The 16753-nt window shown below is 59.4% G+C and carries 11 protein-coding genes and 2 tRNA genes; 9 read left to right on the top strand and 4 right to left on the bottom strand.

The genetic code is table 11. The features are described 5' to 3' along the window. Positions 1 to 42 precede the first annotated feature (42 nt). The 4 genes from MO767_RS17930 to MO767_RS17915 form a co-directional block, all read right to left on the bottom strand. Entirely contained in the window at positions 43 to 1608 is a 1566-nt protein-coding gene (locus tag MO767_RS17930) for an iron ABC transporter permease (RefSeq protein ID WP_282481581.1), read from the bottom strand. Further along, entirely contained in the window at positions 1608 to 2618 is a 1011-nt protein-coding gene (locus tag MO767_RS17925; RefSeq protein WP_282481580.1) for an extracellular solute-binding protein, read from the bottom strand. The genes MO767_RS17930 and MO767_RS17925 overlap by 1 nt, the downstream gene beginning before the upstream one ends. Before the next feature lie 190 nt (positions 2619 to 2808). After that, positions 2809 to 2895, bottom strand: a tRNA-Leu gene (locus MO767_RS17920). A 166-nt stretch (positions 2896 to 3061) separates the two neighbouring features. Then, a tRNA-Leu gene (locus MO767_RS17915) sits at positions 3062 to 3148 on the bottom strand. Between the two features lie 226 nt (positions 3149 to 3374). On the opposite strand from MO767_RS17915, the gene rnr reads away from it, so the two are divergent. The 9 genes from rnr (at position 3375) to MO767_RS17870 (ending at position 16746) form a co-directional block, all read left to right on the top strand. Beyond that, complete coding sequence (rnr, locus tag MO767_RS17910) at positions 3375 to 6005, top strand: ribonuclease R (RefSeq protein WP_282481579.1); 2631 nt, start codon at positions 3375 to 3377, stop codon at positions 6003 to 6005. Beyond that, positions 6002 to 6769 carry a 23S rRNA (guanosine(2251)-2'-O)-methyltransferase RlmB gene (rlmB, locus tag MO767_RS17905; RefSeq protein WP_282481578.1) on the top strand — a complete coding sequence of 256 codons (768 nt, stop codon included), beginning with the start codon at positions 6002 to 6004 and terminating at the stop codon, positions 6767 to 6769. Before rnr ends, rlmB begins: the two co-directional genes overlap by 4 nt. A 305-nt stretch (positions 6770 to 7074) precedes the next feature. Beyond that, positions 7075 to 7497, top strand: a complete 423-nt coding sequence (gene rpsF, locus MO767_RS17900) for a 30S ribosomal protein S6 (protein WP_282481577.1) — start codon at positions 7075 to 7077, stop codon at positions 7495 to 7497. Positions 7498 to 7525: 28 nt separating this feature from the next. Beyond that, a complete protein-coding gene (gene rpsR / locus MO767_RS17895; RefSeq protein WP_002551829.1) occupies positions 7526 to 7756 on the top strand; it encodes a 30S ribosomal protein S18 in 231 nt (76 codons plus the stop codon). Positions 7757 to 7792: 36 nt separating this feature from the next. Continuing rightward, a complete protein-coding gene (locus MO767_RS17890; protein ID WP_282481576.1) occupies positions 7793 to 8686 on the top strand; it encodes a hypothetical protein in 894 nt (297 codons plus the stop codon). Between the two features lie 19 nt (positions 8687 to 8705). Further along, positions 8706 to 9152 carry a 50S ribosomal protein L9 gene (gene rplI / locus MO767_RS17885; protein WP_003197251.1) on the top strand — a complete coding sequence of 149 codons (447 nt, stop codon included), beginning with the start codon at positions 8706 to 8708 and terminating at the stop codon, positions 9150 to 9152. Between the two features lie 119 nt (positions 9153 to 9271). After that, complete coding sequence (gene dnaB / locus MO767_RS17880) at positions 9272 to 10666, top strand: replicative DNA helicase (protein WP_282481575.1); 1395 nt, start codon at positions 9272 to 9274, stop codon at positions 10664 to 10666. 101 nt (positions 10667 to 10767) lie between these two features. After that, positions 10768 to 13071, top strand: coding sequence for a YgiQ family radical SAM protein (locus MO767_RS17875; RefSeq protein WP_282481574.1), 2304 nt, complete (start codon positions 10768 to 10770; stop codon positions 13069 to 13071). Between the two features lie 399 nt (positions 13072 to 13470). Further along, on the top strand, positions 13471 to 16746 hold the full coding sequence (locus tag MO767_RS17870) for a transglutaminase family protein (RefSeq protein ID WP_282481573.1): 3276 nt from the start codon (positions 13471 to 13473) through the stop codon (positions 16744 to 16746). Positions 16747 to 16753: the final 7 nt, after the last annotated feature.

Below are 16753 nucleotides of genomic sequence, written 5' to 3'. Positions count from 1 at the left end.
GCTGCGTCAGAAGTCATCGCGAGCAAGCTCGCGATGACAATGTCAGCGGCTCAAATACATCCGGGTGGTAAGCAGATAAACCGGCAGCCCCGACACCAATATCAACAACGCCGCATAAGGCGCCGCCGCCGCAAACTCCACGTTCGCGGTATGCGCCCAGACTTCCGTCGCCAGCGTATTGAGTCCGGTCGGACTCAGCAGCAACGTCGCCGTCAGTTCCTTCATCGCATCCAGAAACACCAGCGCAAACGCTGCGCCCAGCGCCGGGAAAATGATCGGCAACGTCACCCTGCAAAACGCACTGAAGGACGACGCTCCCAGCGTGCGTGCAGCCTCTTCCAGTTGCGGCGCTGCCTTGTTCAGCGCCGTGCGAATCGGTGCCTGCGCCAGCGGCAGAAACAACAGCGCATAAGCAATCAGCAACAATGCCGAAGTCTGGTACAGCGCCGGCACATAGTGCAGGGCGAAATACACCAGCGTCAGCGCGATCACCAGTCCTGGCAGTGCATGCAGCAGATACGGCAAGCGTTCGGCCCAGATCGCCAATTGGCCTTTGTAGCGCACCACCAGCAATCCCACTGGTACGGCCAGCACCAGACACAGCGCCGCGCCGCCCAGTGACAACGCCAGGGAGGAGAGCAGCGCCTCGCTGATCGCCGCTACCGGGAATGCTGCCGACGAACCCACCGCTAGCCAGTACGCCAGCATCCCGAGCGGAATACCGCTGCCGATGATCGCCAGCGCCAGGCAATAAAGTTGTCCGGCAGCAGCCCAGGGCCCCAACCGAACCTGTTCCGCATGCCGAGCCGCACCCTGACCGGTACGCACGTGTCGGCCCTTGCCGCGTACGCGCAGTTCCAGCCACAGCAATATAAGACACAGCGCCAGCAATACGGCGGAAAGCATCGCAGCATTCGCGTTGCTGAATTCCAGTTCGAACTGTTGATAGATCGCGGTGGTAAAGGTTTGCAGTCCGATGATCGACAACGCACCGAATTCCACCAGCATGTGCAGCGCGATCAGCAGCGAACCGGCGAGCAGTGACGGCCAGAGCAGCGGCAGGGTAATTCTGAAAAACACGCCCCAGCGATTCTGCCCCAGAGTGCGGGCGGATTCTTCGAGGGAGGGATCGAGATTACGCAGGGTCGCTGCGACCGGCAGAAAGATCAGCGGATACTTGGACAGGGTCATCACCAGGATCGCCCCGCCCAAGCCTTCGAAGTGAGCGCTCAGCGAAACCCAGGTAAAGCTGCTGACAAACGCCGGCACCGCGAACGGTAGGCACAGAATCACGCCCCACAAGCGTCGCCCCGGCAAGTTGCTGCGTTCAAGCAACCAGGCCAGCGACAGGCCGATCACGCCGCAAGCGAGCGTCACTCCGACCATCAGCGCCAGGGTGTTGCGCAGCAGGCCAAACACATAAGGTCGCCACAACAAATGCAGCGCCTCGGCCCAGCCGGCCTGCCAGGTTTTGAGCCCTACATACGCCAGCGGCAACAGGCTGAGCACCACCAGCAGCAAAACCGGTAGCAGCAGCCAGATCGATGGCCGCTTGCGCCGTGGCACGTAACCCCCGCGCGCGACGGGGGCGGATAACGATGCGCTCATCAGTTCAAGCCAACGTCACGTTCCAGGTCCAAGGCTTCTTCGGCATTGCCGAGGTCGGCTGGCGTCACTTGCGGTGCTTCCAGCTCGCTAAACGGCTTGAGCCCACGATCCGATTCCATGCCTTTGTGCAGCGGGTACTCGGCGGTCGTCTGGGTGATCACACGCTGACCTTCCTCGCTGGCCATGTAGGCGAGGAATTGCTGGGCTTCTTTTGGATGTTTGCTGGATTTCAGTGCGGCAGCGCTGGAAACCGTGATCAGTCCGCCGACGTCGCCGCCGGTGAAGTAATGCAGTTTCGAATCGAGCTGGCCTTTCTCGCGCTGCAAGGCGAACCAGTAGTAGTTGTTCACCAGTACGGTGGCGACTTCGCCGTTTTCCACCGCCTTCAGTGCAACCATGTTGTTGCTGTAGATTTTGCCAAACGCGCGCAGGCCGGTCAGCCATTCTTCGGCCGCGTCCATGCCATGCACTTTGATTATTGCCACGGCCTGTTCCTGGAACGCGCCGCTGGTAGGCACGAAGCCGACCTTGCCTTGCCATTTCGGGTCGGAGAACGCCATGACCGACTTGGGCAGGTCTTTTTCGTCAATCAGCTTGGGGTTGTACGCGACGACTCGGACTCGTGCGGTGATGCCGATCCAGGTGCCATTGCCGGCGACATAGTCTTTTGGCAGAACGGCTAGGGTGGCGGCATCGGTCTGCGTCAGCAGGCCTTGTTCGCCGAGTTTGTTCAGCGGTGGCGATTCTTCGGTGTAGATCACGTCGGCAGGGGAGCGATCGCCTTCTTCGACGACCTGGCTGGCGAGCTGGTTGCTGCTGCCTTTGCGCACATTGACGTGAATCCCGGTCTTGGCTTCGAAGGCTTTGGCGATGGCATCGCCGACTTCTTTGTGTTGACCGTTATAGAGCGTCAGGGAAACCGCATCGGCGGCGTGGGTGAGGGGGGTGGCGAGTGCTAGGCCGAGCAGGGTTACGGTCAGGCCGCGGCGCAGGGTATTTCGAAACATCATTCGCAGGGTTCCTCACTGTCGCATTGCAAAAACTGGAAACAATGATAAACGATATTGTTTCTCAAGTGCGCCTTGCGGGGTCGAGAAGGGTTTGCTAGAGGGGCCGGAATTAATTTCTCAAACCCCAGAAACGCAAAAACCCGCTTTCGCGGGTTTTTGTGAAATTTCAGATCGACTCTGAAATTTGAATTGGTGCCCAGAAGAAGACTCGAACTTCCACGACCTTGCGGTCACCAGCACCTGAAGCTGGCGTGTCTACCAATTTCACCATCTGGGCATAATCTTCAGCGTTGCCGCTGTTGATGTGGCGCACTATACGGAGAGCTTTTTGATCTGTAAACCCCTGATTTAGTTTTAATAAATCAGGGGCTTAGAATGCAAAAAACCCGCTTTCGCGGGTTTTTGTGTGAGCCTTGAAATTGATCTAATCTCAAGCTCGAAATTGGTGCCCAGAAGAAGACTCGAACTTCCACGACCTTGCGGTCACCAGCACCTGAAGCTGGCGTGTCTACCAATTTCACCATCTGGGCATTATCGACAATGCGTCTGCGTCGTCGATGGCGCGCACTATACGGAGCGTCTTTTTAACTGTAAACCCCTGAGGTCGAAAAAACCTGGAAAATTTTACCAGTGGTATTTAATTCAGCTTCGCGCTGTCGATAAAGCGCTTTAGATGGGCTGTCATAGCCTGAAATTTCCCGTTTCATTACGCCTATGCCAAACTAACCCGCATATAGACAAGGTGAAAACTCTCTAATGGCCGATTGGCAGTCCCTCGATCCCGAGGCCGCTCGTGAAGCGGAAAAATATGAAAACCCTATTCCTAGCCGCGAACTGATCCTTCAGCACCTTGCTGATCGGGGTTCGCCTGCTAACCGCGAGCAACTGGTCGAAGAGTTTGGTCTGACCACAGAAGACCAGATCGAAGCCCTGCGCCGCCGCCTGCGCGCCATGGAGCGCGATGCTCAACTGATCTATACCCGTCGGGGCACCTATGCGCCGGTGGACAAGCTCGACCTGATCCTTGGCCGCATCAGCGGTCACCGTGACGGCTTCGGCTTCCTGGTTCCGGACGACGGCAGTGACGACCTGTTCATGAGCCCGGCGCAAATGCGTCTGGTGTTCGATGGTGATCGTGCCCTGGCCCGTGTTTCCGGTCTTGACCGTCGCGGTCGCCGCGAAGGCATGATCGTCGAAGTGGTGTCCCGTGCCCACGAGACCATCGTCGGCCGTTACTTCGAAGAAGGCGGTATCGGTTTCGTCGTCGCGGATAACCCGAAGATCCAGCAAGAAGTGCTGGTCACGCCGGGCCGTAACGCCAACGCCCAGATCGGTCAGTTCGTCGAAGTCAAGATCACTCACTGGCCGACGCCACGCTTCCAGCCGCAAGGCGATGTGGTTGAAGTCGTGGGTAACTACATGGCGCCGGGCATGGAAATTGATGTCGCCCTGCGCGCGTACGATATCCCGCACGTATGGCCTGAGGCGGTGTTGAAAGAAGCCGCCAAGCTCAAGCCTGAAGTCGAAGAGAAAGACAAAGAGAAGCGTATCGATCTGCGCCATCTGCCGTTCGTGACCATCGACGGTGAAGATGCGCGCGACTTCGATGACGCGGTGTATTGCGAATCCAAGCCAGGCAAGCTGCGCCTGTTCTCCGGTGGCTGGAAGTTGTACGTGGCGATTGCCGACGTCTCCAGCTACGTGAAGATCGGTTCGGCGCTGGACAACGAATCCCAGGTTCGCGGCAACTCGGTGTACTTCCCCGAGCGCGTCGTGCCGATGCTGCCTGAGCAGCTGTCCAACGGCCTGTGCTCGCTGAACCCGCACGTCGATCGACTGGCGATGGTTTGCGAGATGACCATCTCCAAATCCGGCGAGATGACCGACTACTGCTTCTACGAAGCGGTGATTCACTCCCACGCTCGCCTGACCTACAACAAAGTCAGCGCGATGCTGGAAACGCCGAAACTCACCGAAGCGCGTCAGCTTCGTGGCGAGTACACCGACGTTCTGCCGCACCTCAAGCAGCTTTACGCGCTGTACAAAGTGTTGCTGGGCGCTCGTCACGTGCGTGGCGCGATCGATTTCGAAACCCAGGAAACCCGGATCATCTTCGGCACCGAGCGCAAGATTGCTGAAATCCGTCCGACCGTGCGTAACGATGCGCACAAACTGATCGAGGAATGCATGCTCGCGGCCAACGTGGCCACTGCTGAATTCCTGAAGAAGCACGAAATTCCTGCGCTGTATCGCGTGCACAACGGTCCGCCACCGGAGCGTCTGGAAAAACTGCGCGCCTTCCTTGGCGAACTCGGCCTGTCCCTGCACAAAGGCAAGGACGGCCCGTCGCCGAAGGATTACCAGGCATTGCTGGCGAGCATCAAGGACCGTCCGGATTTCCACCTGATCCAGACCGTCATGCTGCGTTCGTTGAGTCAGGCGGTGTATAGCGCCGATAACCAGGGCCACTTCGGCCTGAATTACGAAGCCTATACCCACTTCACCTCGCCGATCCGCCGCTACCCGGACTTGCTCACGCACCGGGCGATCCGCAGTGTCATCCATTCCAAGCAGGATACGCCGCACGTTCGCCGTGCTGGCGCTATGACGATTCCGAAAGCGCGTATCTATCCGTACGACGAAGCGGCGCTGGAGCAGCTCGGCGAGCAGTGCTCGATGAGCGAGCGCCGTGCCGACGAAGCGACCCGCGACGTGGTGAACTGGCTCAAGTGCGAGTTCATGAAGGATCGTGTGGGCGAGTCGTTCCCGGGTGTGATCACTGCCGTGACCGGTTTTGGTCTGTTCGTCGAACTGACCGATATCTACGTCGAAGGCCTGGTGCACGTCACCGCGCTGCCGGGCGACTACTACCACTTCGATCCTGTGCACCACCGCTTGGCCGGTGAGCGTACCGGTCGCAGCTTCCGTCTTGGCGATACCGTTGAAGTGCGTGTCATGCGCGTCGACCTCGACGAACGCAAGATCGACTTCGAGATGGCTGAAAAGACCATCAGTGCGCCGATTGGCCGCAAGAAGCGCGGGACTGAAACGGCTGCGCCAGCTACCAAAACGGCTGCAGAGCCGGCCCCGGCGAAAACCGGTCGTCGTCCTGCCAAAGAAAAGGCTGTCGAGGCCTATCGCCCGAGCGATGCTGCGGCGAAAAATGCTGAACTGCGCAAAAGCCGTGAAATGAAGCAGGCGTTGCTGTCTGAAGCGAAAAGTGGCGGTAAAGCGGCGTCTGGGGGAAAGACCGGACGGTCGGCGCCTGACAAGGCTCCCGGCGGCAAGCCAGCCAAACCGAGCAAACACCGTAAAGGCCCGCCAAAAGCGGGTTCTGCTCCAGCTGCCAAAAGCGGCGGGGCGCGTAAACCGAAGGCGAAGTCATGAGTCAGTTGGAAAAGATCTACGGCGTGCACGCTGTAGAGGCGTTGCTGCGTCACCACCCAAAACGCGTCAAGCAGATCTGGCTGGCTGAAGGCCGCAGCGAGCCGCGTGTGCAGGCGCTGATCGCACTGGCGAACGAAAATCGCGTGCCCGTCGGCAACGCCGAGCGTCGTGAGCTCGATGCCTGGGTTGATGGCGTGCACCAGGGCGTGGTCGCGGACGTGAGTCCGAGCCAGGTCTGGGGTGAGGCAATGCTCGACGAACTGCTCGATCGATCCGAAGGCGCACCGTTGCTGCTGGTGCTCGACGGCGTGACCGACCCGCACAACCTCGGTGCTTGCCTGCGTTCGGCCGATGCGGCGGGCGCACTGGCGGTGATCGTTCCGAAGGACAAGTCAGCCACGCTGACCCCGACGGTGCGGAAAGTCGCCTGTGGCGCGGCGGAAGTGATTCCGCTGGTCGCCGTAACCAACCTGGCTCGCACCCTGGAAAAACTCAAGCAGCGTGGATTGTGGGTTGTCGGTACGGCTGGCGAGGCTGAGCAGAGTCTGTATCAGCAAGACATGACGGGCCCGACCATCCTGATCATGGGCGCGGAAGGTAGCGGCATGCGTCGCCTGACTCGCGATCTTTGCGACTACCTGGTACATCTGCCGATGACCGGCAGTGTCAGCAGTCTCAACGTTTCCGTGGCGACCGGCGTTTGCCTGTTCGAGGCCCAGCGCCAGCGCAGCGTCAAGGCCGCCGGAACCGCCAAAAAGTCTTAAGCCAGTTGTAATCCCTGTGGGAGCGAGCCTTCTCGCGAAATCGGAGTAACATTCAGCATCAATGTTGAATGTCATGCCCCCTTCGCGAGCAGGCTCGCTCCCACAGTGTTTTGTGTTTGGGCGAAGATTGGTGATTGTTCAAATAATCACCAATTGCCTTGCACCTCTTCTGTCCCTTCTCTACAATTGCGCCCCTTGCTGTGACGGCAGGCACGCATGTGTCTATCGCAAGCAAGTCCATAAGTGTCATTCACTCCTTGTCTGACCGCTTTTGAGCGGCAGGCTACAACCCGTAAGGAGCATTCATGCGTCATTACGAAATCATCTTTTTGGTCCACCCGGATCAAAGCGAGCAAGTCGGCGGCATGGTAGAGCGTTACACCAAGCTGATCGAAGAAGACGGCGGCAAAATCCACCGTCTGGAAGATTGGGGCCGTCGTCAACTGGCCTACGCAATCAACAATGTTCACAAGGCTCACTACGTGATGCTGAACGTTGAGTGCACTGGCAAGGCCCTGGCCGAGCTGGAAGACAACTTCCGCTACAACGATGCAGTGATCCGTAACCTGGTCATCCGTCGCGAAGAAGCCGTTATCGGCCAATCCGAGATGCTCAAGGCTGAAGAAAACCGCAGTGAGCGCCGTGAGCGTCGCGACCGTCCTGAGCACGAAGGCGCTGAAAGCGCTGACAGTGATGACAGCGACAACAGCGATAACGCTGACGAGTAATCCACGGACCTTTTGAGGAGCCTATTACATGGCACGTTTCTTCCGTCGTCGTAAATTCTGCCGCTTCACCGCTGAAGACGTGAAAGAGATCGATTACAAAGATCTCAACACTCTGAAAGCTTATGTATCCGAGACCGGCAAAATCGTTCCAAGCCGCATCACCGGTACCAAAGCACGTTATCAGCGTCAGCTGGCCACCGCTATCAAGCGCGCCCGCTTCCTGGCCCTGCTGGCCTACACCGACAGCCACGGCCGCTGAGACCGGGCAGTCGACACGTAGCAAAGGATTGAAAGCATGCGTGCCTTAGCTGAGTTCATCATGCGCGGCCGTATGCAGGCCACTCTCGTAGTGGCCGGATGCGCAACATTGCCGTTGTTGTATTGGTTGGGTGCTGCCGCGGGTTGCCTTGTGCTCCTGCGGCGCGGATTGAAGGACGCCGTTGGTGTTCTTGCTCTGGGACTGCTGCCGGCGTTGATCTGGTGGCTTTACTCCGATGACCCACGGGCACTTATGGTGCTGCTGGGGTCTTGGAGCCTTGCGTTGGTTTTGCGCGCAAGCGAGTCCTGGAACCGCGTGCTGCTGGTCAGCATAGCGATGGGAGTGGTGTTTTCGGTGGTGCTGGGGACGGCTTTTGGTCCCCAAATCGAGATGCTGGCGCAGGCTTTGATAAAAGTCATGCCGTCGCTACTCGGTGATGTCTACCAGAAGTTGTCGGTAGACGAGCAAGCGCATTTTGCGTCCCTGATCGCACCGGTCCTGACCGGCCTGATTGCGGCCTTGTTGCAAATCGTCAGTGTGCTGAGCCTGCTTGTCGGGCGCTACTGGCAGGCGTTGTTGTACAACCCGGGTGGTTTTGGTCGCGAGTTTCGCGCCATCCGATTCCCGCTGGGGCTGGCGATGTTACTGCTGGCGTTCATGCTTCTGGGGCCGAATATCGGTCCGCAGATGGCCATGTTGACGCCGTTGTGCAGTGTACCGCTGGTGTTCGCCGGGCTGGCCCTGATTCACGGGCTGGTGGCGCAAAAGCGACTGGCCAGGTTCTGGCTGGTGGGGTTGTACGTCACGCTGTTGCTGTTCATGCAGCTGATCTATCCGTTGCTGGTGGTCTTGGCCATCGTCGACAGCCTGATTGATTTTCGCGGTCGTTCGACGCCGAAAGACGTCGATAGCGCGAACGGTGAAGGTTAAAAGTTAAGAGGATTTTCACATGCAACTGATCCTTCTGGAAAAAGTCACCAACCTGGGCAACCTGGGTGACAAAGTGAACGTTAAGGCTGGTTACGGTCGTAACTACCTGCTGCCTTACGGCAAAGCTACCGCTGCGACCGCTGCCAACCTGGCTGCGTTCGAAGAGCGTCGCGCTGAGCTGGAAAAAGCCGCAGCAGATCGTAAAACTTCGGCTGAAAGCCGTGCCGCCCAACTGGCTGAGCTGGAAGTGACTATCACTGCCACCGCTGGCGACGAAGGCAAGCTGTTCGGTTCGATCGGTACTCACGACATCGCTGATGCACTGACCGCCTCTGGCGTTGAAGTTGCAAAAAGCGAAGTTCGTCTGCCGAACGGCACTATCCGCAACGTAGGCGAATTCGACGTAGCCGTGCACCTGCACGCCGAAGTTGAAGCCACCGTACGCGTTGTCGTGGTAGCAGCTTAAGCAGCACTTGTCGGCTGGTACCCTCGGGTACTTGCCGGTAACATCGGGCACGATCCTGTTTACAGGTCGTGCCCTTTGTCTTTCTGCAGTTCCTGATTTTCACAACTATTCAAGTGGCCATGAACGATATCTCCGCACCCGAGCAATACGATCTGCAAACCGCTGCCCTGAAGGTGCCGCCGCATTCCATCGAGGCCGAACAGGCCGTGCTCGGTGGTTTGATGCTGGACAACAACGCCTGGGAGCGCGTGCTTGATCAGGTCTCGGACGGCGATTTCTATCGACATGACCACCGCCTGATCTTCCGTGCGATCGCCAAACTGGCGGACATGAACTCGCCGATCGACGTCGTGACCCTGGCCGAGCAATTGGACAAAGAAGGTCAGACCTCGCAAGTCGGCGGTCTCGGATACCTCGGCGAACTGGCAAAAAACACGCCGTCCGTCGCCAACATCAAGGCCTATGCGCAGATCGTTCGCGCGCGGGCGACCTTGCGCCAACTGATCGGCATTGCCACCGAAATCGCCGACAGCGCCTTCAACCCGGAAGGGCGCTCGGCTGAAGAGATTCTCGACGAAGCCGAACGGCAGATTTTCCAGATCGCCGAGGCCCGGCCAAAAACCGGCGGCCCGGTGAGCGTAAATGACCTGCTGACCAAGGCCATCGACCGCATCGACACCTTGTTCAACACTGACAACGCCATTACCGGCCTGTCCACCGGTTATACCGACCTCGACGGAATGACCAGTGGCCTGCAGCCGTCTGACCTGATCATCGTCGCCGGCCGTCCATCCATGGGTAAAACCACCTTTGCGATGAACCTGGTGGAAAACGCCGTATTGCGCAGCGACAAGTGCGTACTGGTCTACTCGCTGGAGATGCCAGGCGAATCGCTGATCATGCGTATGTTGTCGTCCCTCGGCCGTATCGACCAGACCAAGGTTCGTGCCGGTCGCCTGGAAGACGACGATTGGCCGCGCCTGACATCGGCGGTCAACTTGCTCAACGATCGCAAGCTGTTCATCGACGATACGGCCGGTATCAGCCCGTCGGAAATGCGCGCACGGACCCGGCGCCTGGTGCGTGAGCACGGCGATGTCGCCCTGATCATGATCGACTACCTGCAATTGATGCAGATCCCGGGTTCGGGCGGTGACAACCGGACCAACGAGATTTCTGAAATCTCCCGTTCCTTGAAAGCCTTGGCCAAGGAGTTCAACTGCCCGGTGGTGGCGCTGTCGCAGCTCAACCGCTCCCTGGAGCAACGTCCCAACAAGCGCCCGATCAACTCCGACTTGCGGGAATCCGGAGCGATCGAGCAGGATGCCGACGTCATCATGTTCGTGTACCGGGACGAGGTGTATCACCCGGAAACCGAACACAAAGGCATCGCCGAGATCATCATCGGCAAGCAGCGGAACGGCCCGATCGGCACGTCGCGACTGGCGTTCATCGGTAAGTACACCCGCTTCGAAAACCTGGCGCCGGGCAGCTACAACTTCGACGACGAGTAAGTTGCCGAGGGTTTCAATTTCCTACCATAGCGGTCGGAATTGGTTATTTTTTGTGCTATATTCCGCGCCCGCGATTTTTCATCTCAACACCGGTCATCGTCATGCAAACAGCCAAGCCGTTATTTGACTATCCCAAGTACTGGGCCGAATGTTTCGGTCCAGCGCCATTCCTGCCGATGAGCAGGGAGGAGATGGATCAGCTTGGCTGGGATTCATGCGACATCATCATCGTCACCGGTGATGCGTACGTTGACCATCCGTCGTTCGGCATGGCAATCATCGGCCGGCTGCTGGAGTCGCAAGGCTTCCGCGTCGGGATCATTGCCCAGCCAAACTGGCAGTCCAAAGACGACTTCATGAAACTCGGCGAGCCGAATCTGTTCTTCGGCGTCGCGGCCGGCAACATGGACTCGATGATCAACCGTTACACCGCCGACAAAAAAATTCGTTCCGATGACGCCTACACCCCTGGTGGCCTGGCGGGCAAACGTCCGGACCGCGCGAGCCTGGTTTACAGCCAGCGTTGCAAGGAAGCCTACAAGAACGTGCCGATCGTTCTTGGCGGCATCGAAGCGTCCCTGCGCCGTATCGCTCACTACGATTACTGGCAGGACCGTGTTCGCAACTCGATCCTGATCGACGCCTGCGCCGACATCCTGCTCTACGGCAACGCCGAGCGTGCGATCGTCGAAGTCGCTCAGCGTCTGTCCTACGGTCACAAGATCGAAGACATCACCGACGTGCGCGGCACTGCGTTCATCCGTCGCGACACGCCGAAAGACTGGTACGAAGTCGATTCCACGCGCATCGACCGTCCGGGCAAGATCGACAAGATCATCAACCCGTACGTAAATACCCAGGACACCCAAGCCTGCGCTATCGAGCAGGAAAAGGGTCCAGAGGAAGATCCGAGCGAAGCCAAGGTCGTGCAGATCCTGGCCAGCCCGAAAATGACCCGTGACAAGACCGTAATTCGTTTGCCGTCGGTCGAGAAAGTCCGTGGTGACGCGGTGCTTTACGCTCACGCCAACCGCGTACTTCACCTGGAAACCAACCCGGGCAACGCCCGTGCGCTGGTGCAGAAGCACGGCGAAGTCGACGTCTGGTTCAACCCGCCGCCGATTCCGATGACCACCGAAGAAATGGACTACGTGTTCGGCATGCCCTATGCGCGCATTCCGCACCCGGTGTATGGCAAGGAAAAAATCCCTGCCTACGACATGATCCGCTTCTCGGTGAACATCATGCGTGGCTGCTTCGGCGGCTGCACGTTCTGCTCGATCACCGAGCACGAAGGCCGGATCATCCAGAACCGTTCCGAAGAGTCGATCATTCGCGAAATCGAAGAGATCCGCGACAAGGTCCCCGGCTTTACCGGCGTCATTTCCGACCTCGGCGGCCCGACCGCGAACATGTACCGCATCGCCTGCAAGACCCCGGAAATCGAATCCGCGTGCCGCAAGCCTTCGTGCGTGTTCCCGGGCATTTGCCCGAACCTGAACACCGATCACTCGTCGCTGATTCAGCTGTACCGCAGCGCCCGTGCCTTGCCGGGTGTGAAGAAGATCCTGATTGCTTCCGGCTTGCGCTACGACCTCGCGGTCGAGTCGCCGGAATATGTCAAAGAGCTGGTGACCCACCACGTCGGTGGTTACCTGAAGATCGCCCCGGAACACACCGAGGAAGGTCCGCTCAACCAGATGATGAAACCGGGCATCGGCAGCTATGACAAGTTCAAGCGCATGTTCGAGAAGTACTCCAAGGAAGCCGGGAAAGAGCAGTACCTGATTCCGTACTTCATCGCCGCTCACCCGGGCACCACCGACGAAGACATGATGAACCTGGCCCTGTGGCTCAAGGGCAACGGCTTCCGTGCCGACCAGGTGCAAGCGTTCTATCCGTCGCCAATGGCCACCGCCACCGCGATGTACCACTCGGGCAAGAATCCGCTGCGCAAAGTCACTTACAAGAGTGACGCCGTGACCATCGTCAAGAGCGAAGAGCAGCGTCGTCTGCACAAGGCGTTCTTGCGTTATCACGACCCGAAAGGCTGGCCGATGCTGCGTGAAGCGCTGACTCGCATGGGCCGCGCCGACCTGATCGGGCCGGGCAAGAACCAGTTGATCCCGCTGCACCAGCCGGCGACCGACAGCTACCAGAGCGCCCGTCGCAAGAACTCGACACCGGCTGGCAGCCACAAAGTTGCTGGTGAGAAGACCACCAAGATCCTGACCCAGCACACTGGCTTGCCACCGCGCGCCAGCGATGGCGGCAATCCGTGGGACAAGCGTGAACAGGCCAAGGCAGCGGCGTTCGCCCGCAACCAGCAGGCGGCCAAGGATCGCAAGGACGCAGCCAAAGGCAAAGGACCGAAGCCTGCGCGCAAGCCGGTTGTACCGCGCTAAACCTCGCTAGCTCTGAACAGAACGCCAACCTTCGGGTTGGCGTTTTGCGTTTCGGGCAGAGCAAAAACCTGTGTCAATGCCGGATGGTAGGTTGCGGCAACTGGCCTCTTCGCGAGCAAGCTCGCTCCCACAGGGTTTTTCTGTGAATGCAGAATTTGTGAACGACAGAGATCACTGTGGGAGCGAGCTTGCTCGCGATGAGGCCGGAACAGCCGCTGCAAATCCCGGCTGACGGCTCCCGGTCGCAACATTTCCGTGCAACTGCCCCTAACCAAATTCCCGCATTGCCCGATTTTGGTGCTGTACTGCCCTGAGCAAATCTATGAAAGCGCCAGCGCTGCTGGATGGCATAAGTCTTGCGCGCTTTCGATAACGCTTAAGGCTCGCAGGAGGCACGCCGTGTCGATTCATGTCGCATTGCACCACGTCACGCATTACCGCTACGACCGCGCCGTCGAGCTCGGTCCGCAGATCGTTCGCCTGCGCCCGGCTGCCCACAGTCGCACACGGATACTGTCCTACGCGCTGAAAGTGTCGCCCGAGCAGCACTTCATCAACTGGCAGCAGGATCCCCAGGGCAATTACCTGGCGCGGTTGGTGTTCCCGGAAAAAACCGATGAGCTGCGGATCGAAGTCGATCTGCTGGCGGAGATGGCAGTCTTCAATCCGTTCGATTTCTTCCTTGAGCCCTACGCGGAAAAGATTCCGTTCGCCTACGCCGCGGATGAGCGCAAGGAGCTGGCGCCGTACCTGGAAACCTTGCCCCTGACACCGAAGTTCAAGGCCTATCTGGATGGCATCGACCGCACGCCACTGCCCAGTGTGGATTTCCTCGTCGCGCTCAACCAGCGCCTGAGCGAAGACATTGGCTACCTGATCCGCATGGAGCCAGGCGTGCAAACGCCCGAACATACCCTCGAACATGCCTCCGGTTCCTGCCGCGACTCCGCGTGGTTGCTGGTGCAGTTGCTGCGCAACCTCGGTCTGGCGGCGCGTTTCGTCTCCGGCTACCTGATTCAACTGACTGCCGACGTCAAAAGCCTCGACGGTCCGTCGGGCACTGACGTGGACTTCACCGACCTGCACGCCTGGTGTGAGGTCTATTTGCCCGGTGCCGGCTGGATCGGCCTGGACGCGACGTCAGGGCTGTTTGCCGGTGAAGGACACATTCCGTTGGCCTGTAGCCCCGATCCGGGCTCTGCGGCACCGATCAGTGGCTTGGTTGAACCGTGCGAGTGCGAATTCACCCACGAAATGTCCGTGGAGCGGATTTGGGAAGCGCCACGGGTAACGAAGCCCTACACCGAAGACCAATGGCTGGCGATCCAGGCGTTGGGTCGGCAGATCGATGCCGACCTGCTGGAGGGTGACGTACGCCTGACCATGGGCGGCGAACCAACGTTTGTTTCCATCGACGATCCGGACGGGGCCGAGTGGAACACTGCAGCACTTGGGCCAGACAAGCGGCGTCTGTCCGCCGAACTGTTCCAGCGCATGCGCGAGCACTACGCCCCCAATGGTCTGGTGCATTTCGGTCAGGGCAAGTGGTACCCCGGCGAGCAATTGCCGCGCTGGTCGCTGAACTGCTACTGGCGTCGCGACGAAGTGCCGATCTGGCACAACAGCGCGTTGATTGCCGATGAGCAGCAAGACTACGGTGCCAATGGCGAGTTGGCCGGACGCTTTCTGGCGAGTGTTGCCGAACGCCTGAAAATTCCGACACGTTTTGTGTTCCCGGCCTACGAAGACAATTTCTATTACCTCTGGCGAGAAGGCACTTTGCCGCAGAACGTCAGCGCCGAAGACTCGCGTCTTGAAGAGCCTTTGGAGCGTGCACGCCTGCGCAAAGTCTTCAGCCAGGGTCTGGAAAAACTCATCGGTCAGGTCCTGCCGCTGGCCCGCACCGCCAAGGGTGATCAGTGGCAAAGCGGCCGCTGGTATCTGCGCGATGAGCATTGCCGACTGGTGCCGGGGGATTCGCCGCTGGGCTATCGCTTGCCGCTCGGCTCGCAGCCTTGGGTGAAAGCGGCGGAGTACCCGTTCATTCATCCAGTGGACCCGAATCAGGATTTCCCCGCACTGCCCGACACGGCACAACTTCAGAGCCAAGGCGAGCCTGCGGTTGCTGATGAGCGCACGCCAAAGATCGACGAATCTGCCGACTGGCTGACCCGCACAGCATTCTGCGCGGAAGCGCGAGAAGGGCGGTTGTACCTGTTCATGCCGCCGCTGGAACGGGTCGAGGATTACCTGGAGCTGGTCTGTGCCATCGAAGCCACCGCCGAGGAGTTGCATTGCCCGGTGTTGCTGGAAGGCTATGAGCCACCGAGCGATCCGCGCCTGAGCAACTTCCGTATCACGCCCGATCCGGGTGTGATCGAGGTCAACGTGCAGCCTTCTGCCACGTGGGATGAGCTGGTCGAGCGCACCGAGTTTCTTTACGAAGAGGCGCGCCAGACCCGACTGACCACCGAAAAATTCATGATCGACGGCCGGCACACCGGCACCGGTGGCGGTAACCATTTCGTCCTGGGGGGCGCGACACCGGCTGACTCACCGTTTTTACGGCGTCCCGATCTGCTGCGCAGCCTGATCAGCTACTGGCATAACCACCCGTCCTTGTCCTACCTGTTTTCCGGATTGTTCATCGGCCCGACGTCTCAGGCGCCACGGGTTGATGAAGCGCGCAACGATGCGTTGTATGAACTGGAAATCGCCTTTGCCCAGATGCCTGAACCGGGCGAGGAGTGCGCGCCGTGGCTGGTGGATCGGCTGCTGCGTAACCTGCTGATCGACGTGACGGGCAACACGCACCGTGCCGAGTTCTGCATAGACAAGCTTTATTCACCGGACGGTGCTACCGGTCGCCTTGGATTGCTTGAGCTGCGAGCCTTTGAAATGCCGCCCCATGCGCGCATGAGCCTGGCTCAGCAGTTGTTGTTGCGAGCGCTGGTGGCGAGGTTCTGGCGCGAGCCCTATGCGCCGGCGAAGCTGGCACGCTGGGGCACCGAATTACACGACCGGTTCCTGTTGCCGCACTTTATCGAACAGGATTTCGCCGACGTCATCGCGGATCTCAATGCCGCCGGTTATCCCGTGCGTGCGGAGTGGTTCGCGGCGCATCTGGAGTTCCGTTTTCCCAAGGTCGGCGATTACGCCGTCAGTGGCATAGAGCTGGAATTGCGTCAGGCGCTGGAGCCCTGGCATGTGCTGGGCGAGGAGGGTGCGGTCGGCGGCACGGTGCGTTATGTGGATTCGTCGCTGGAGCGCTTGCAGGTCAAACTTACGGGCCTGCCGCCGCAGCGTTATCTTCTGACCTGCAATGGCATCCCGGTGCCATTGCAACCCACCGGGCGGGTCGGCGAGTTTGTCGCTGGCGTGCGTTTCCGCGCCTGGCAACCGGCCAACTGCCTGCAGCCGACCATCCCGGTCCACGCGCCACTGGTGTTCGACCTGCTCGACACCTGGATGCAGCGCTCGCTGGGTGGCTGTCAGTACCACGTCGCCCATCCGGGCGGGCGCAACTACGACAGCTTGCCGGTGAACGCCAATGAGGCGGAGAGTCGGCGAATGGCGCGTTTCTTCCGCATCGGACACAGTCCTGGGAAACTTCCTATACCGAATGTGGAAGTGAACGACGAGCTGCCGATGACTCTCGATTTGCGACGTTTCTAAACCGTAC

It is taken from the genome of Pseudomonas sp. UYIF39 (assembly GCF_029963765.1).
In the GTDB taxonomy this organism is placed as follows: Bacteria; Pseudomonadota; Gammaproteobacteria; order Pseudomonadales; family Pseudomonadaceae; genus Aquipseudomonas.
The sequence above is the reverse complement of the archived record's forward strand: the minus strand, read 5'-3'. Positions and strand labels throughout refer to the sequence as shown.